We start from the raw sequence: 17,850 nt of genomic DNA on the forward strand, positions 1-17,850 counted from the left end.
AGTTCATTCAGGTAATTAGGATGGCACGTCAGGCCGCGCCCGCCAATCGTGCGGCTTCTTCCAGGTCCACGCTGACCAGGCGGCTGACGCCCGGTTCGCGCATGGTCACGCCCGACAGCTGGTGCGCAGCCTCCATCGTCGCCTTGTTGTGGCTGACGAACAGGAACTGCACCTTCTCGCTCATTTCCTTGACCATGTTGGCCAGGCGACCGACGTTGGCTTCATCCAGCGGTGCGTCCACCTCGTCCAGCAGGCAGAACGGTGCCGGATTCAACTGGAAGATGGCGAACACCAGCGCTACTGCGGTCATCGCCTTTTCGCCGCCGGACAGCAGCGAGATGCTGGACACGCGCTTGCCCGGCGGGCGCGCCATGATGGTCACGCCGGTGTCGAGCAGGTCTTCACCGGTCAATTCCAGGTAGGCGTGGCCGCCACCGAACAGGCGCGGGTACAGCGCCTGCACGCCGGCGTTGACACGGTCGAAAGTGTCCTTGAAGCGGCCGCGGGTCTCGCGGTCGATCTTCCGGATGGCATCTTCCAGGGTTTCCAGCGCTGTGGTGAGGTCGGCGTGCTGCGAATCCAGGTAGTCCGAGCGCTGCGAGGCCTCGCCGTACTCGTGGATCGCGGCCAGATTGACCGGCTCCAGCCGGCGCATGCGGGCATCGATCTGGTGCACGGCCTGCTCCCAGTCGCCCAGGCGGGCGTCCTCGGGCAGTGCATTGAGCACGTCCTGCAGCACGAAACCGGCCTTTTCGACCGCCGCCTGCAGGGTATCCGCGCTGAGCACCAGCGCCTGCTGGTCAAGCTTGCGCTGCGAAATGCGCTCACGCTGGGCCAATGCCTGTTCGTCGCGCTGGTGGCGGGTCTGTTCGTAGTTGCGCAGCTCGGCGTCGATGCCGTCCAGCAGCGTGCGCGCCTCGGTCAGCACGCGATCGGCCCGAACGCGCTCTTCCAGCGCATTCTGGTGCTCGGCCTGCAGCGCTTCGACCGGCGAATCACCTTCGTCCAGCTGCGAATGCAGCTCGCCCAGGCGCGAATCCAGCTGCCCGCGCTGGGTGCCCATGCGCTCCAGCGCCTGGCTCAACGAGGCCAGCTGCGCACGCTGCGATTCCAGGGTCAGGGCCAGCGAGTGCGCGCGCTCGCGTACCGCGCGGGCGGCGTCGCGAGCCAGGTCGCGCGCCTCGGTCAACTGGCGGCGCTCGCCCTCCAGCCGCTGCCGGGTCGATTCCAGGTCGCCCATGCTGCTGACCGCGTTCTCCAACCGCGAGCGCGCTTCACGCGCTTGTTCGTTGTTGGCTTCAATGGTTTCCTGCAGCTGCTTCAGCTCGCCTTCGATGCGATCGATGCGCGTGCGCGCTGCCTCCACCTTGCCCTGCTGGCCCTGCAGCTGGCCGGCCAGTTCGGACACCGCACGATGGGCCTGGTACAGCGCACGCTGCGCGTCTTCGCGCTGCTGTTCGGCAGCCTGCAGCTGCTCTCGGAAGCCGGCCAGCTGTTCTTCCAGTTCGGCCTCGCGGTCCTGCAGCTGCTCGATCTGCTCACGCAGCTCCTGGATCTCACGTTCGCGCAGCAGCGCGCCCTGCGCGGCGGCACCGGAGCGCGATACGCGCAGCCAGCCCTGGCCCAGGCGCTCGCCACTCTGGGTGATGATCGAATCGCCTTCCGGAAGGCTGGCCTGCAGCGCCTTGGCCTCGGACAGATCCCTGGCACCGTGCAGGTGCGCCAGCAGGCGCCGGATCGCTGCCGGGCCACGCACGCGTGCAGCCAGCGAGGTCGGCGCGACCTTCAGGTCCGCGCCATCGTTGGCGACCAGCGCAATGTGGCCCTCGCCCAGTTCGCCCAGCGCGTCGACCAAGCTGGCCGGGTCATCGACCAGCACGCCTTCGATCAACTGGCCGAGCGCGCTTTCCACCGCGTTTTCCCAACCGGCATCGACATCCAGGCGTTCGCCGACACGCGCCGCCGAATCCAGCCCACGCGCCTTCAGCCAGGCCACGGCGGCGCCCTGCTCCTGGCCCAGCGCAGCCTGCTGCAGGGTTTCCAGCGAAGCCAGGCGACCGCGCAGGCCATTGGCCTGCTTGCGCAGTTCGGCCAGTTCGTTTTGGCCATTGCGCTGCTGTTCCTGCACCGCCGCCACGCCCTGCTTGCGCAGCTCAACGTCTTCGCTCAGTTCATCCAGCGCGGTCTTCTGCGTGTCGTGCTGCAGGTGCAGCTGCTCGAAGGCTTCTTCCAGCGCGTCCACGTCCAGCCCGGCGCGCTCGGCGGCCAGGGCTTCACGACGCCGGTCGGCATCGAGGATCTGTTTGTCCAGGTAGTCCACGCGCGTGCGCTCGACGTCGCCGGCGCGCGAGGCTTCCGAACTCTGCGAGGTGTGCTGTTCCCAACGCTGCTGCCAGCTGGCCAGCCGGTCTTCAGCCTCGCGCAGGCTTTCCTGCTTTATCTCGTTTTCTTCCTGCAGTTCTTCCAGCTGCGGGGTCGCGGCCTCTACCGCCTCCCGCAGCACCCTCAGCTTGGCCTCGTCGCCACTGATGTGCTGCCCCAGTTCGGCCAGGGCCTGCTGGGTTTCGTCGCGCGCCTTGTGCAGGCGCTGCGACAGCTCGCGCTGGTGCTGGATCTGCTGCTCCAGGCGGGCCAGGGTGCTGCCGACCTGATAGACCGCCGCCTGCGCGGTGTTGAGCGCATCGGCGGCCTCTTCGCGACGCACTCGCGAGGTTTCGATGCGGGCCTCTGCGTCGCGCTGATCGGCGATCAGCTGCTGCAGCTTGGTCTCTTCCTGCGACAGGCCTTCGCGCAGCTTCGACAGGCGCCCATCGAGGCCACGGAATTCCAGCGCCTTCCACTCGGCATCCTTGATCCGGCGCTCTTCCTGCAGGGCCTGGTACTGCTCGGCCTGCCTGGCCTGGCGCTTGAGGTGTTCGAGCTGCTTGCTGATCTCGTCGCGCAGGTCACCCAGCCGGTCCAGGTTCTCACGGGTGTGGCGGATGCGGGTCTCGGTCTCCTTGCGGCGCTCCTTGTACTTGGAGATGCCGGCTGCCTCTTCCAGATACACGCGCAGGTCTTCCGGGCGCGCCTCGATGATCTGGCTGATCATGCCCTGCTCGATGATCGAGTAGCTGCGCGGGCCCAGGCCGGTGCCGAGGAACAGGTCGGTGATGTCGCGGCGACGGCATTTGGTGCCGTTGAGGTAATAGTTGCTGGTGCCGTCGCGGCTGACCGTGCGCTTGACCGAGATCTCGTTGAACGAGGCGTACTCGCCGGAAATCGTGTGGTCGGAGTTGTCGAAGATCAGCTCGACCGTGGCCTGCGACACCGGCTTGCGGGCATTGGACCCGGAGAAGATCACGTCGGTCAGCGAGTCGCCACGCAGGCGGCTGGCCGAACTCTCGCCCATGACCCAGCGCACGGCGTCGATGATGTTCGACTTGCCGCAGCCATTGGGCCCCACCACGCCGGTCATGTTGGTCGGCAGGTGCAGGGTGGTCGGATCGACGAACGACTTGAAGCCGGACAGCTTGATCGTGGAAAGACGCATAGGGGTTCCGGACTGGGGCCGGCAAGCGGCCTGCGTTTACCCTCCAAGCCATTGATCCTGTTGGGATCGATGCCCGTGGAACGGGTGTGACGCCCTGAGTATACCGATGTGGACGTGTTCTACGAATGGGCGTGGAACATTGCCCCCCCCACCCCGTCGGACGGACCTGGCCCGACACCGCGGAACGGCGCCAAAAACAAAACGGGCACCCTTGCGGGCGCCCGTTCTGCGGTGATGCCAGGCCTTGCGGCGTGGGATCAGGCTTCGGCGACGACGACGACCTTGACGGTGGTCTCGACGTCGGCGTGCAGGTGGACCAGCACGTCGTATTCGCCGATGTTGCGGAAGGCGCCTTCGCCCAGGATGACTTCGCTCTTTTCCAGCGGCAGGCCGGCGGCGGTGAAGGCCTCGGCGATGTCGCGCGGGCCAACCGAGCCGTACAGCTTGCCTTCGGTCGAAGCGTTGGCGGCGATGGTCACGCTCGCGCCTTCCAGCTTGGCCTTGCGGCCTTCGGCGTCAGCGTGGATGGCCTGGGCCTTGGCTTCGTATTCGGCGCGCTTGGCTTCGAACTCGGCCCTGTTGCTCTCGGTGGCCGGCACGGCCTTGCCCTGCGGCACGAGGAAGTTACGGCCGTAGCCCGGCTTCACGTCGACCAGGTCGCCCAGGTTGCCGAGGTTGGTGACTTTCTGCAGGAGGATCAGCTGCATGGTATTGCTCCAGATAAGTTATTCGTTAGCGAGGCGATGCCCCGCAACAAAGGCTGTCCGAATAGCTGGCACAGCGGGGGCGGCGCCGGGCCGCCCCGCTGGCATCAGACGTCGTGGTTGTCGGTGTACGGGATCAGGGCCAGGAAGCGAGCGCGCTTGACGGCGGTCGCCAGCTGGCGCTGGTACTTCGACTTGGTACCGGTGACGCGGCTCGGCACGATCTTGCCGTTCTCGGTCAGGTACTGGCGCAGGGTGTTGAGATCCTTGTAGTCGATCTCCTTCACACCTTCAGCAGTGAACTTGCAGAACTTGCGGCGACGGAAGAACTTGGACATGGGAAGGCTCCTTAGGCGGCGGAAGCGGCGTCGTCGCCGGCTTCGTTGTCAGCGGTGTTGTTGGACTCGCCTTCTTCGTCGTCACGACGACGGCGCTCACCGCGCTCCGGCTTGTCACCCTTCTCGTCCTTGCTCTTCATGATCAGCGACTGCTCGGTGTCAGCCTCGTCACGCTTGATGACCAGGTTGCGCAGCACGGCGTCGTTGAAGCGGAAGCTCTCGGTCAGTTCGTTCAGAACGGCCTGGTCGGCTTCGATGTTCATCAGCACGTAGTGGGCCTTCACCAGGTTCTGGATCGGGTACGCCAGCTGGCGGCGGCCCCAGTCTTCCAGACGGTGGATGGTGCCGTTGCCGTTCTCGACCAGCGACTTGTAGCGCTCGATCATGGCCGGGACCTGCTCGCTCTGGTCCGGGTGGACCATGAACACGATTTCGTAATGACGACTCATGTTTTTTTCTACCTTTCGGATGTGGCCTTGCGGCCGGACAGCCCCCCGCCGTTGAGACCGCGGTGGGGCAAGGATTCCCGCCGGGAGGCAGGAAGCCGCGCATTATGGCGCAGATGGGGGTGCCGGGCAACCGGCGGGTCACAGGGCAACCTGAACCGGGGGCGCAGCCCCCATGCCGACCCAGGCTGGCCGCTACCGGAGCCCCGCACAGCCCAAGAATCCGCCTGGATTCACCCCAGGTCGACGTGAAGGCGATGCTGGCCGCATTCCAGGCACTGGAACAGGCAGCCGACCATCATCCCGTCCCGGCTCAGGTGCGCCAGCACCCAGTCGGCGTCGCGCGGATTGACCTCCGCCACATCGGGCCGGACCTGGTCGAGGATGGGCAGCAGATCGTCGCTGCCGGCGAAACCGAGGAAGGCGCAGGGCCGTTCACAATGGCTCAGCCAGACCGATTGCTGCCAGGACGGGTAGCCCGGGGTGCGCTCGCAGATCTCCAGCAGCAGCTCACGGGCGATGCTCGGTGGCGGGTCGGCCGGGTCTGGCGAGCCCCCTTCGATATCACTCCAGCCGGTGAATTCACCCTCGTAGCTGGCCGCCGCCCTGCCGTCGGCGATACACCAGGGGCAAAGGTAATCCGGACGCAGACGGGTGTAGAACGGCCCGCGGTAGCGCAGTGTGCGCGGCTGGCCGCAGCAGTCACAGATTCCGTCGACCTCTTCGAAGGAGAGGGCGTAGGCGTTGGGGTGATAGGTAAAAGCCGGTCGTTCCATCCGTGGGGTCCCTGCCGAGCCCCGCGTGCCGACCAAGGTCGGCAGCTACCGGGACGCGCCGGGCCGTCAGGCCTTGTCGGCGTCGGTGGTGAAGCTCTCGCCGCAGCCACACTCGGCGGTGGCATTGGGGTTGCTGAACGTGAAGGTCTCGCTCAGGCCGTGCTTGCCGAAGTCGATCACGGTGCCGTCCACCAGCGCCAGGCTCTTGGCGTCGACATAGATCTTCACGCCGTCCTGCTCGAACACGGTATCGCCCTCGCGCTCGTCGCGTGCCAGGTCGGTGATGTGGCCCCAGCCGGAGCAACCGGTCTTGGTCACGCCGAAACGCAGGCCCAGCGCACCGGGGGTCTGGGCGACAAAGCGCTGCACGCGCTCGAAGGCAATGGGGGTCAGGCTGACGGCCATGGGGCTACTCCAGAGGTACGGGGACATTATAAGGAGCCGTTGCCGCGAAAAATGCCTCGCAAGCAGAACGCTGCAACCGGTAAACTCCCGTGTTCACAGATCGAGTCGATCAGCAGAGGATTCAAGTCATGACGGTGGTCAGCGTTGAACATGCGCTTGCCGGGAAGATCCCGGAAGGCGGCGAAGTCACGGTACGCGGATGGGTGCGCACGGTGCGCGGTTCAGCGAATCTGGCCTTCGTGAATGTGAGCGACGGCTCCTGCTTCGCCCCGATCCAGGTCGTGGCCGGCGACAGCCTGGCCAACTTCGACGAGATCAAGCGCCTGACCAGCGGCTGCTCGGTCATCGCCACCGGCACCCTGGTGAAGTCGCAGGGCAAGGGCCAGTCGTTCGAGATCCAGGCCAGTGCAGTGGAAGTGGTCGGCTGGGTCGAAGACCCGCTCACCTACCCGATCCAGCCCAAGCCGATGTCGCCGGAGTTCCTGCGCGAAGTGGCGCACCTGCGCCCGCGCACCAACCTGTTCGGCGCGGTCACCCGCATCCGCAACTGCCTGGCCCAGGCCGTGCACCGTTTCTTCCACGAGAACGGCTTCAACTGGATCAGCACCCCGATCATCACCACCTCCGACGCCGAAGGCGCCGGCCAGATGTTCCGCGTGTCCACCCTGGACATGGTGAACCTGCCGCGCGATGAGAAGGGCGCGATCGATTTCAGCCGCGACTTCTTCGGCAAGGAAACCTTCCTGACCGTGTCCGGCCAGCTGAACGTCGAGGCCTACTGCCTGGCGCTGAGCAAGGTCTACACCTTCGGCCCGACCTTCCGCGCCGAGAACAGCCACACCACCCGCCACCTGGCGGAGTTCTGGATGATCGAGCCGGAAATCGCCTTCGCCGACCTGGCCGAAGACGCACGCCTGGCCGAAGAGTTCCTGAAGTACCTGTTCCGTGCGGTGCTGAACGAGCGCAGCGACGACCTGGCCTTCATCGCCGAGCGCGTGGACAAGAACGCGATCACCAAGCTGGAAGACTTCATCAACGCACCGTTCGAGCGCATCGACTACACCGACGCGGTCAGCCTGCTGCAGAAGTCCGGCAGGAAGTTCGACTTCCCGGTCGAATGGGGCCTGGACCTGCAGACCGAGCACGAGCGCTGGCTGACCGAGGAACACGTCGGCCGCCCGGTGGTGGTGACCAACTATCCGGAGCACATCAAGGCCTTCTACATGCGCCTGAACGACGACGGCAAGACCGTTGCCGCGATGGACGTGCTGGCCCCTGGCATCGGCGAGATCATCGGCGGCAGCCAGCGCGAAGAGCGCCTGGACGTGCTGGACGCGCGCATGGCCCAGTTCGGCCTGGATCGCGAGCACTACAGCTGGTACCGCGATTTCCGCCGCTATGGCTCGGTGCCGCACGCCGGCTTCGGCCTGGGCTTCGAGCGCCTGGTGGTGTACGTCTGCGGGCTGTCCAACATCCGCGATGCGATCCCCTACCCGCGCGCCCCGGGCAGCGCGGACTTCTAAGCCCCATACGACCACGGAGGTACTGCCCCCATGACCCTGTTCTTCGCCCTCTGTTTCGTCGGCGTTGCAGTGGCCGGGTTCAGTGCCTTCGTGATCTTCTGGCCGCTGACCCTGGTGCACGTGCGCGACCGCCATCCGGCGCTCGCCGCGCGCTTCGGCAGCGGCGCCTTCCTCAAGCCCGATGCCCTGGCCTGGCTGCTGCGCCGCGACTATCGGCAGCAACCGGACCGCTCGCTGTCCGGGCTGGCGACACCGGCCTGGGTATCGCTGCTGACCCTGCTGGCCGGACTGGGCATGGCCGCCCTGCTCTGGCTGGCCTCGCTCTGGTAATACGCTCATGAACGACATCACCGCCTCGCGCGACAGCTGGTGGCTGGCCAGCCTCGGCAACACCCTGATCTGGGCGCGCCTGCGCGTTCGCCCGGCCGGCACCGCCGAAGTGCTCGACAGCGATGGCAACACGCTGAGCTACGACAGCGAAGACACCGCCCGTTCGCAGTTGTTCGACGCCGAGTTCGTCGAGTACGACGGCCTGGACGAGGAGGACGCACTGGTGCGCGGCTTCAGCCTGCACGAAGTGCAGCCGCCGCAGGCCGACAGCGACGAGGGTCTGCGTGGCCGCATGGTCCAGTCGCTGGGCGGGCGCGCCTGACCCCTGCATGTTCACCCCGCGCGCCTTCGCCGAGACCGACCTGCTCTGGCTGGACCGCCTGCTGGCACGCGACCCGTTCGTCACCGTGCTCACCCCCGGCAGCGATGGCCTGCCGGAGCTGACCCGGATGCCGGTGCTGTACCGGCGTGACGGCGACCAGATCGAACTGCGCGGCCACTGGGCCCGCGCCAACCCGCAGTCGCGCCACAGCGGCGCGGCCAAGGTACTGGTCGATGGCCCACACGGCTACGTCTCGGCCAGCTGGTATCCGGACAAGGAGCCCGCCGCGCGGGTACCCACCTGGAACTACGCCGCTGCCGAGCTGCGTGGCCAGCTGCAGACCTTCGACGACGCTGATGCGCTGGCCGAACTGGTCGGCGCGATCAGCGACCGCTTCGAAGCCAGCGTCGGCCAGGCCTGGCGGTTCGATGCCGCGCGCGCCGAACACGGCCCGGAGCTGCGCGCCATCGTCGGCTTCCGCTTCCAGGTGGAACACGTGCAGCTGAAGCTGAAACTCAGCCAGAACCATCCCGACGCCAACCAGCAGGCCGTGATCGCCGCACTGGAAGCGCTCGCCTCCCCGTCCTCCCATGAGCTGGCGCAGTGGATGCGCTGGCACCGTGAACAGTCCGCCTCCAGCGGCTGATCACCCCAGCTTCCCGCGACGGCGCGACCAGAACGGCCGCGCCTTGCCCCCACCCGACGCCAGGGATACCGCACATGAAAGACATCCACCGCCTGCTGCAGAACAACCGCGACTGGGCCGACCGCATCGCCAAGGAAGACCCTGAGTTCTTCCAGCAGCTGTCCAAGCAGCAGCATCCGGAATACCTGTGGATCGGCTGCTCCGACTCGCGGGTGCCGGCCAACCAGATCATCGGCATGGCCCCGGGTGAAGTGTTCGTGCACCGCAACGTCGCCAACGTGGTCGCGCACACCGACCTGAACTGCCTGAGCGTGGTGCAGTACGCGGTGGACCAGTTGAAGGTGAAGCACATCCTGATTGTCGGCCACTACGGCTGCGGCGGCGTGCACGCCTGCCTGCACAATACCCGCGTCGGCCTGGCCGACAACTGGCTGCGCCATGTCGGCGACGTGGTGCAGAAGCACCAGGGCATCCTCGATGCGATCGAGGATGACGAGCTGAAGCACGCGCGCCTGTGCGAACTGAACGTGATCGAGCAGGTCGCCAACCTGTGCCGTTCGACCATCGTCGAGGACGCCTGGGCGCGCGGGCAGAAGCTGATGGTGCACGGCTGGGTCTACAGTCTGAAGAACGGCCGGGTCAGCGAAATGGGCATCGATGTCGGTGGACCGGAAGAGCTGAAGCCAGCCTATGAAAAGGCACTGTCCTACGTGCCCCGCCAGGGCCGGCGCGACTGACCTCACTACGGACCACGACCATGCTCGCCTCGCCGATCAACCTGCACGCCTGGATCGAAGAAAACCGCCACCTGCTGAAGCCGCCGGTGGGCAACAAGATGATCGACAACGGCGACTTCATCGTGATGGTCGTGGGCGGGCCGAATTCGCGCACCGACTATCACTACGACGAAGGCCCGGAGTGGTTCTACCAGCTCGAGGGCGAGATGGTGCTGAAGGTGCAGGAGGACGGCGCGGTGCGCGACATCCCGATCCGCGCCGGCGAGATCTTCCTGCTGCCGGCCAGGGTGCCGCACTCGCCGCGGCGCCCGCCCGGCGGCATCGGCCTGGTGGTCGAGCGCAAGCGCCTGCCGCACGAGAAGGACGGCGTGATCTGGCACTGCGAACGCTGCAACCACAAGCTGCACGAAGAGTTCTTCCCGCTGCAGAACATCGAGACCGACCTGCCCAAGGTGTTTGCGCGCTATCACGCCAGCCTGGAGCTGCGTACCTGCAGCCAGTGCGGGCACGTGGATCCGCTGCCGGTGCCGGCGGCGGGCTGACGCCCACACCGGTAGGCGCCCACCCTGGTGGGCGCATGGATCCACGCGCGCCAGCCAAGGTTGGCCACTACCAGAAAACGCGGCGCTCGAAGCGTGGCCGCGTCTACCGGGCCATGCCCCAGGCGCTACACTGGCGGTCCCGTTGCAGCCTGTTGCCCGACCATGTCCGACCTGCTCAGCCGCACCCACGCCATTGCCCTGGACGCCGCCGATCCGCTGCGCCCGCTGCGTAACGAATTCCTGATTCCGCGCCATGGCGGTGGCGAGCAGACCTACTTCGTCGGCAACTCGCTGGGCCTGCAGCCGCGTGGCGCCCAGGCCGCGGTGCAGGAAGTGATGAAGCAATGGGGCGAGCTGGCGGTGGAAGGCCACTTCACCGGCCCGACGCAGTGGCTGTCCTACCACCGCCTGGTGAGCGCGCAGCTGGCCCGCGTGGTCGGTGCACTGCCCAGCGAAGTGGTGGCGATGAACACGCTGAGCGTGAACCTGCACCTGATGATGGTCAGCTTCTACCGACCGACCGCGCAGCGCCCGGTGATCCTGATGGAAGCCGGTGCGTTCCCGACCGACCGACACGCGGTCGAAGCGCAGATCCGTTTCCACGGGTTCGACCCGGCCGAGTGCCTGGTGGAAGTGCAACCGGACGAAGCCAACGGAACGATCTCGCTCACCGCGATCGAGCGCGCCATCGCCGAACACGGTCCGCGCCTTGCACTGGTGCTGTGGCCCGGCGTGCAGTACCGCACCGGCCAGGCCTTCGACCTCGATGCAATCACCCGTGCTGCCCGCCTGCAGGGCGCGCGCATCGGCTTCGACCTGGCGCACTCGGTCGGCAACCTGCCGCTGCGCCTGCATGACGTCGCACCCGATTTCGCCGTGTGGTGCCACTACAAATACCTCAACAGCGGCCCGGGTGCGGTGGCCGGCGCGTTCGTGCACGAGCGCCACCACCGCGACACCACGCTGCCGCGCTTTGCCGGCTGGTGGGGCCATGAGGAAGCCACCCGCTTCCAGATGGCACCGCAGTTCACCCCCGCCATCGGTGCCGAAGGCTGGCAGCTCAGCAATCCGCCGATCCTCGGCCTGGCGCCGCTGCGCGCGTCGCTGGACCTGTTCGAGCGCGCCGGCATGGAGGCACTGCGCAACAAGTCACTGGCGTTGACCGGCATGCTCGAAGCGCTTGTACGTGCACGCCTTTCCGGCGTGCTCGACATCATCACCCCGGCCGAGCCACAGCGCCGTGGCTGCCAGCTGTCATTGCGCGTGATCGGTGGGCGCGAGCGCGGCCGTGCGCTGTTCGAGCACCTGCGCGGCATCGGCGTGCTCGGCGACTGGCGCGAGCCGGACGTGATCCGCATCTCGCCCACCCCGCTCTACAACCGCTACCTGGACGTGCACCACTTCGTCGAGGAAGTGGAAGCCTGGGCCGGCCTCTGAGCCGGTCCCTCCCCTACTGCTGGACAGTTCGTTGATCGCACATGCTTCCCGCTCGTTGAGCATTATCGGTGCCGGCCTCGCCGGGTCGCTGCTGGCCATCCTGCTGTCACGCCAGGGCTGGCGCATCACCCTGTACGAACGCCGTGGCGATCCACGCGTGGCCGACTATGAGAGCGGCCGCTCGATCAACCTGGCGCTGGCCGAGCGTGGGCGCAATGCGCTGCGCCAGGCCGGTGTGGAAGACGAGGTCATGGCGCGCGCGGTGATGATGCGCGGACGCATGGTGCATCCGCGCGAAGGCGAACCGCAGCTGCAGCGCTATGGCCGCGACGACAGCGAAGTGATCTGGTCGATCCATCGCAGCGACCTCAACACCACGCTGCTGGAACTGGCCGAACAGGCTGGCGCGACCGTACACTTCCACCGCCGCCTGCATACCGTCGATTTCGACGCCGGCTACGCACGCTTCATCGACGACCGCGACGACAGCCCGCATGACATCCGCTTCGACACCCTGATCGGTGCCGATGGTGCAGGCTCGGCCCTGCGCGCGGCGATGAACCGGCGGGCGCCGCTGGGCGAGGACATCGCGTTCCTCGATCACTCCTACAAGGAGCTGGAAATTCCGCCGGCCGACGATGGCAGCTTCCGCATCGAGCGCAACGCGCTGCATATCTGGCCGCGCGGCCATTACATGTGCATCGCCCTGCCCAATCACGAAGGCACCTTCACCGTCACTTTGTTCCTGCCCAACCAGGGCGATCCCAGCTTCGCCACGATCAATACCGGCGCGCAGGCCGAGGCGCTGTTCGCGCGCGAGTTCGCCGACACCCTGCCGCTGATCCCGAACCTGCGCGCAGACTGGGAACAGCACCCGCCGGGCCTGCTTGGCACGCTGACGCTCGATCGCTGGCACCAGCAGGGCCGTGCCGTGCTGATCGGCGACGCCGCGCATGCGATGGTGCCGTTCCACGGCCAGGGCATGAACTGCGCGTTCGAGGACTGCGTTGCGCTGGCCCGCCACCTGATGGAGGCCGATGATCTGGAAGGTGCGTTCGCCGCGTTCGAAGCCGAGCGCAAGCCGAATGCACGTGCCATCCAGCAGATGGCGCTGGAGAACTACCTGGAAATGCGCGATCGCGTCGCCGACCCTGCATTCCTGCTGCAGCGCGAACTGGAACAGGAACTGCAGCGGCGCTGGCCGACCCGCTTCGTGCCGCACTACACCATGGTCACCTTCCTGCACACGCCGTACGCCGAGGCGCTACGCCGCACCGAACTGCAACGCGACATGCTGGTGGCCGCCACCACCGGCCATGATTCACTGGACAACATCGACTGGGCCGCGCTGGAAGCGCAGATCCATGCGCAGCTGCCGGTCCTGGAGGGCGCGCACTGATGGCTGACAGCTTCCTGTTCTACGATCTGGAAACCTTCGGCCAGGACCCGCGGCGCACGCGCATCTCGCAGTTCGCCGCCATCCGCACCGACGCCGATCTCAACGAAATCGACACCCCGGTCAGCTTCTTCGTGCGCCCGGCCGATGACCTGCTGCCCTCGCCGATGGCCACCCTGGTTACCGGCATCACCCCTCAGCAGGCACTGGCCGAGGGCATCAGCGAGGCCGAGGCCTTCGACCGCATCAACGAGCAGCTGTCGCGCCCCGGCACCTGCGCGCTGGGCTACAACACGCTGCGCTTCGACGATGAGTTCGTCCGCTACGGGCTGTTCCGCAACTTCCACGATCCGTACGAACGCGAGTGGCGCAACGGTAATTCGCGCTGGGACCTGCTGGACATGCTGCGGCTGATGCGCGCGATGCGCCCGGACGGCATACAGTGGCCGCTGCGCGAGGATGGCGCCACCTCGTTCAAGCTCGAACATCTGGCCGAAGCCAACCACGTGCGCGAAGGCGATGCACACGAAGCACTGTCCGACGTGCGCGCCACCATCGGCATGGCGCGGCTGTTCAAGCAGTCGCAACCACGCCTGTGGGACTACGCCCTGAAGCTGCGCGACAAGCGCTTCGTCGGCGGCCTGCTGGACGTGGCCGCGATGAAGCCGGTGCTGCACATTTCCATGCGCTACCCGGCCAGCCGCCTGTGCGCGGCACCGGTGCTGCCGTTGGCCGTGCACCCGACCATCAACAACCGGGTGATCGTGTTCGACCTGGAAGGCGAGATCGACGACCTGCTGGAACTGCCGGCCGAGGTGATCGCACAGCGCCTGTACATGCGCGCCAGCGAGCTGCCCGAAGGCGCGGCACGGGTACCGCTGAAGGAAGTGCATCTGAACAAGGTGCCGGCGCTGATCGCCTGGAACCACCTGCGTGCCGATGATCACGCGCGCCTCGGCCTGGATGTGGCTGCGATCGAAGCCAAGGTGAAGCGCCTGCGCGCGTTCGCCCCGCAGCTGGCCGAGAAGGCCCGGCAGGTCTACAACCAGCCCCGCGCCGCCACCGTGGCCGACGTCGATGCCTCGCTGTACGACGGCTTCCTCGGCAACGGTGACAAGCCGCTGCTTGCGCTCGCACGCACCACCGCGCCCGAGCAGCTGGGCGCGCTGGAAGGTCGCTTCCGCGACCCGCGCCTGCCGGAACTGCTGTTCCGCTACCGCGCGCGCAATCATCCCGACAGCCTCGCACCGCCTGAACGCCAGCGCTGGCAGGATTACCGCCGCCAGCGCCTGCTCGGAGACGGCGGCCTGGGCGAACTCAACCTGCCCCAGTACCAGCAGCAGCTGGATGCACTGGCCGCCGAAGCGCCCGATGACACCCGGCGCCAGGCCCTGCTGCAATCGCTGCGCGACTGGGGCCAGCACCTGCAGGAGACGCTGTGAGCACTTATTTCTCGGACGCCAGCTTCAAGTTCCTGCGCAGCCTTGCGCGGCACAACGACAAGGCCTGGTTCAACGATCACCGCCAGCAGTACGAAGACCACGTGCGGCAGCCGTTCCTGCGCCTGCTGGGCGACCTGCAGCCGGCGCTGGCCGAGGTCAGCGAGCACTTCCGCGCCGATACCCGTGGCGTCGGTGGCTCGCTGTTCCGCATCCATCGTGACGCGCGTTTTTCCAACGACAAGTCGCCCTACAAGACCTGGCAGGGTGCACGCCTGTTCCACGAGCGCCGCCGCGAAGTGGCCGCGCCCTCGTTCTACGTGCACCTGCAGCCGGGCGAGAGCTTCGTCGGCGCCGGCCTGTGGCATCCGGAACCGGAAACCCAGCGCCGCGTACGCCACTTCATCCTCGACAATCCGGGCAGCTGGAAGGCCGCCGCGCATGCACCGACCCTGCGCAAACGCTTCGATTTCGAGGAGAGCGAAAAGCTGGTGCGGCCCCCGCGTGGCTTCCCGGCCGACTTCGAGTTCATCGACGACCTCAAGCACCGCAACTGGGTGATGTGGCGCTCGCTGGACGATGCCACCATGACCGGCCCGCGCCTGCTGTCCACGCTGGGCAAGGACCTGGCTGGGCTCGGCCCGTTCGTTGACTACCTGTGCGCGGCGCTGGACCTGGAGTTCTGAGCCGCATCACCTGCCGTTCACCACTGGCTGCCTCACTTGCGGCAGTCTGGACAGCATGAAGAAGCTCACTGCACTGGCTGTGCTGCTGGTCCTGGCCTTGGCTGCGTGGTGGTTCGGCGGCCCGTACATGGCCGTGCATGGCCTGTCCAAGGCCATCGAAGAACGCGACACGGCGCGACTGGAACGCTATGTCGATTTCCCTCGCGTGCGCAGCAGCCTGCGCGCCCAGCTCAACGACTATCTGGTACGCCAGGCCGGCCCGGATGTAGCGGCCAGCCCGTTCGGCGCCCTGCTCTACGGCCTCGGCGACCAGCTCGGCGGTGCAGCGGTGGAAACCATGGTGACCCCGACCGGGATCGGCGCAATGCTGCAGGGCCACGTGCTGTGGAAGCGCGGCCGCAATGAACTGCAGGGCGGTGATGCCTTCGGCGCGACCGAGCCGGCACGGCCATTGAAGAACGCCGAGCATCACTTCGAAGCGCTGGACCGCTTCGTGATCGACGTCGATCGCGGCCCCGACCAGCCGCCGATGAAAGTGGTGCTGGAACCGCAGGGCCTGCGCTGGAAGGTGGTGGATCTGCAGTTGGGGATGTCGGCCACCCCGTGACGGGTCATGCCCTTCGACGGTGCTGCTTTCGGTAGATGCCCACCTTGGTGGGCGCCGATGCATGGCAGTGCCAACCAACGGTTGGCACCCACCCGGCATGGTCTCACCCCTCGTTGGCGACACCGTGCGGTACGTGGCCGGCGGCTACGTGTTCGCGCGCACTGTCGATGTTGTGCTGCGAATCATCGAAGAAGATGTCGGCACCGAATGCCTGCAGGAACGGCCCCTTGTGGCGGCCGCCGAGGAACAGCGCTTCGTCGAGGCGCACTCCCCACTCGCGCAGGGTGCGGATTACGCGCTCATGCGCCGGTGCCGAGCGTGCGGTCACCAGCGCAGTGCGGATCGGCGCGCTCTCGCCGGCCGGGAACACTTCCTGCAGCGTATGCAGGGCCGACAGGAAACCGCGGAATGGGCCGCCGCTGAGCGGTTCGCGGGCCCGTTCACGCTCGTGCCGGCCAAACGCCTCCACGCCCTGCTCGCGTGAGATGCGCTCGCTCTCGTCACCGAAGATCACCGCGTCACCGTCGAAGGCGATGCGCAACTGGCCGGCCGGGCGCCCGGTATCGATCTGGTCGGCCGCCGCTGCCGCGGTCTCGCCGGGCGGCTTGGGCAGGATGGTTGCCGCGGCGATGCCGTGGCGCAGCGCGCTGCGCACCGATTCCGGGTTGGCCGACAGGAACAGGTCGGTGCCGAACGGCTTCACGTACGGCCAGGTCGGCTCGCCGGCGGTGAACGTTGCACGGATGATGCCCAGGCCGTAGTGCTGGATCGAATTGAAGATGCGCAGGCCGGTATCGGCCGAGTTGCGCGACAGCAGGATCACCTCGACGCGAGGATTCTCCGGGCTGGCCCCCTGGTTCAAAGCCAGCAGCTTGCGTACCACCGGAAACGCCACGCCGGGGCCGAGGATGTCGTCCTCGTGCTGGCGCTGGAATTCGGCATAGGCCGCCACGCCATCGCTCTCGAACAGCGCGTGGCTTTCCTCGAGGTCGAACAGCGCGCGCGAGGTCACCGCGACGGTCAGCAAACGGGGGGAGTTGTCGCCCATCGGTGGGGGTCCTTCAAGCGGTCGGCACGGCCGGCTGCCCATTGTCCTCAAAAAACGAACTGTTCGCTCAGGATCCGGTCTTCCAGGTTGTGCTCCGGGTCGAACAGCAGGGTCACGCGGCGGTCCTTCGACTCACGGATGGTCACCTCGACCACGTCGCGGGTCTCGTGCGAATCGGCAGTCACGCTGACCGGGCGCTTGTACGGATCGAGCACGCGGAAGCGCACTTCGGTATCGGCCTTCAGGATCGCGCCGCGCCAGCGCCGCGGCCGGTACGGGGCCAACGGCGTCAGCGCGATGGTGTGCGAGCCCAGCGGCAGCACCGGACCATGCGCGGAATAGTTGTAGGCGGTACTGCCGGCCGGGGTGGCCACCAGCACGCCGTCGCCGATCAGTTCGGCCACGCGCTCCTGGCCGTTGAGGTCGATGCCAATATGCGCGGCCTGCCGGGTCTGGCGCAGGAGCGAAACGTCGTTGTAGGCCAGCGAGCCGGTACTGGTGCCGGACTCGGTCAGCGCCACCATTTCCAGCGGGCGCAGGTTGGCCGGTTCTGCGCGTGCGATGCGGGCCTGCACGTCGTCGTCTCCACGGTACTGGTTCATCAGGAAGCCGACCGTGCCCAGCTTCATGCCGAACACCGGCTTGCCCAGGTGCCCATGCCGATGCAGGGTCTGCAGCATGAAGCCGTCGCCCCCCAGCGGGCACAGCACGTCGGCCTGCTCCGGCGCGTGATCGCCATAACGCGAGATCATCGCCGCGCGGGCCATCTGCGCGGGCTCGGCGGTGCTGGCCAGGAAAGCGATGCGGGGGGTGTCGCTCATCGGTGGATCCGGGGGGAAGGCATGAGGAAGAGCATAACCGAGCGCCGGGGGTTGGACCCCGCTGGGCGGATGACCGGCCCGTCCGCCGGGACACGCCGTAAACCCATCCATGGGG

At 67.1% G+C, this 17,850-nt stretch carries 19 protein-coding genes; 11 read left to right on the forward strand and 8 right to left on the reverse strand.

From position 1 onward, the window contains the following. Positions 1–28 precede the first annotated feature (28 nt). The 6 genes from smc to AC5P9L_RS10045 form a co-directional block, all read right to left on the reverse strand. A complete protein-coding gene (smc, locus tag AC5P9L_RS10020) occupies positions 29–3,532 on the reverse strand; it encodes a chromosome segregation protein SMC (RefSeq protein ID WP_262101921.1) in 3,504 nt (1,167 codons plus the stop codon). A 257-nt stretch (positions 3,533–3,789) separates the two neighbouring features. Further along, positions 3,790–4,239, reverse strand: coding sequence for a 50S ribosomal protein L9 (gene rplI, locus AC5P9L_RS10025; protein ID WP_262101922.1), 450 nt, complete (start codon positions 4,237–4,239; stop codon positions 3,790–3,792). Positions 4,240–4,343: 104 nt separating this feature from the next. Next, positions 4,344–4,574, reverse strand: coding sequence for a 30S ribosomal protein S18 (gene rpsR / locus AC5P9L_RS10030; protein ID WP_002804494.1), 231 nt, complete (start codon positions 4,572–4,574; stop codon positions 4,344–4,346). A gap of 11 nt (positions 4,575–4,585) precedes the next feature. Further along, the gene (gene rpsF, locus AC5P9L_RS10035; protein WP_005410228.1) at positions 4,586–5,023 is read right to left on the reverse strand and encodes a 30S ribosomal protein S6; all 438 of its coding nucleotides are present in this window, start codon (positions 5,021–5,023) and stop codon (positions 4,586–4,588) included. A gap of 230 nt (positions 5,024–5,253) precedes the next feature. Continuing rightward, a complete protein-coding gene (locus AC5P9L_RS10040) occupies positions 5,254–5,796 on the reverse strand; it encodes a CbrC family protein (RefSeq protein ID WP_062607372.1) in 543 nt (180 codons plus the stop codon). A 66-nt stretch (positions 5,797–5,862) separates the two neighbouring features. Continuing rightward, complete coding sequence (locus AC5P9L_RS10045) at positions 5,863–6,201, reverse strand: HesB/IscA family protein (RefSeq protein WP_005410230.1); 339 nt, start codon at positions 6,199–6,201, stop codon at positions 5,863–5,865. Positions 6,202–6,329: 128 nt separating this feature from the next. Between AC5P9L_RS10045 and asnS the strand changes: the two genes are divergently transcribed. The 11 genes from asnS to AC5P9L_RS10100 all read left to right on the forward strand — a co-directional run bounded on the left by asnS (position 6,330) and on the right by AC5P9L_RS10100 (position 15,866). Next, a complete protein-coding gene (asnS, locus tag AC5P9L_RS10050; protein ID WP_005410231.1) occupies positions 6,330–7,724 on the forward strand; it encodes an asparagine--tRNA ligase in 1,395 nt (464 codons plus the stop codon). A 30-nt stretch (positions 7,725–7,754) separates the two neighbouring features. Next, positions 7,755–8,054, forward strand: a complete 300-nt coding sequence (locus AC5P9L_RS10055; RefSeq protein WP_005410232.1) for a hypothetical protein — start codon at positions 7,755–7,757, stop codon at positions 8,052–8,054. Between the two features lie 7 nt (positions 8,055–8,061). After that, positions 8,062–8,376, forward strand: a complete 315-nt coding sequence (locus AC5P9L_RS10060) for a hypothetical protein (protein ID WP_005410233.1) — start codon at positions 8,062–8,064, stop codon at positions 8,374–8,376. Positions 8,377–8,383: 7 nt separating this feature from the next. Further along, positions 8,384–9,022 (forward strand): FMN-binding negative transcriptional regulator, encoded by a 639-nt coding sequence (locus AC5P9L_RS10065; protein WP_049448997.1) that lies wholly within the window; start codon positions 8,384–8,386, stop codon positions 9,020–9,022. A 74-nt stretch (positions 9,023–9,096) separates the two neighbouring features. Continuing rightward, complete coding sequence (gene can / locus AC5P9L_RS10070; RefSeq protein ID WP_005413910.1) at positions 9,097–9,759, forward strand: carbonate dehydratase; 663 nt, start codon at positions 9,097–9,099, stop codon at positions 9,757–9,759. Positions 9,760–9,779: 20 nt separating this feature from the next. Continuing rightward, entirely contained in the window at positions 9,780–10,301 is a 522-nt protein-coding gene (locus AC5P9L_RS10075; protein WP_005413911.1) for a 3-hydroxyanthranilate 3,4-dioxygenase, read from the forward strand. 162 nt (positions 10,302–10,463) lie between these two features. Continuing rightward, complete coding sequence (kynU, locus tag AC5P9L_RS10080; protein ID WP_005410237.1) at positions 10,464–11,738, forward strand: kynureninase; 1,275 nt, start codon at positions 10,464–10,466, stop codon at positions 11,736–11,738. A gap of 31 nt (positions 11,739–11,769) precedes the next feature. After that, positions 11,770–13,137 carry an FAD-dependent oxidoreductase gene (locus tag AC5P9L_RS10085; RefSeq protein WP_012480765.1) on the forward strand — a complete coding sequence of 456 codons (1,368 nt, stop codon included), beginning with the start codon at positions 11,770–11,772 and terminating at the stop codon, positions 13,135–13,137. Beyond that, complete coding sequence (gene sbcB, locus AC5P9L_RS10090; protein WP_109337273.1) at positions 13,137–14,576, forward strand: exodeoxyribonuclease I; 1,440 nt, start codon at positions 13,137–13,139, stop codon at positions 14,574–14,576. The genes AC5P9L_RS10085 and sbcB overlap by 1 nt, the downstream gene beginning before the upstream one ends. Then, positions 14,573–15,259, forward strand: coding sequence for a DUF2461 domain-containing protein (locus tag AC5P9L_RS10095; protein WP_109337274.1), 687 nt, complete (start codon positions 14,573–14,575; stop codon positions 15,257–15,259). The genes sbcB and AC5P9L_RS10095 overlap by 4 nt, the downstream gene beginning before the upstream one ends. Positions 15,260–15,314: 55 nt before the next feature. Next, on the forward strand, positions 15,315–15,866 hold the full coding sequence (locus tag AC5P9L_RS10100) for a DUF2939 domain-containing protein (protein WP_099484299.1): 552 nt from the start codon (positions 15,315–15,317) through the stop codon (positions 15,864–15,866). A gap of 103 nt (positions 15,867–15,969) precedes the next feature. Here the strand turns inward: AC5P9L_RS10100 and AC5P9L_RS10105 are convergent, their stop codons facing one another. Together AC5P9L_RS10105 and AC5P9L_RS10110 are read right to left on the reverse strand one after the other, a co-directional pair. Continuing rightward, complete coding sequence (locus AC5P9L_RS10105; protein WP_005410242.1) at positions 15,970–16,914, reverse strand: 5'-nucleotidase; 945 nt, start codon at positions 16,912–16,914, stop codon at positions 15,970–15,972. Between the two features lie 47 nt (positions 16,915–16,961). Next, positions 16,962–17,735 carry an NAD kinase gene (locus tag AC5P9L_RS10110; protein WP_005410243.1) on the reverse strand — a complete coding sequence of 258 codons (774 nt, stop codon included), beginning with the start codon at positions 17,733–17,735 and terminating at the stop codon, positions 16,962–16,964. Positions 17,736–17,850: the final 115 nt, after the last annotated feature.

Source organism: Stenotrophomonas sp. YJH_SMC_64 (genome assembly GCF_059371375.1).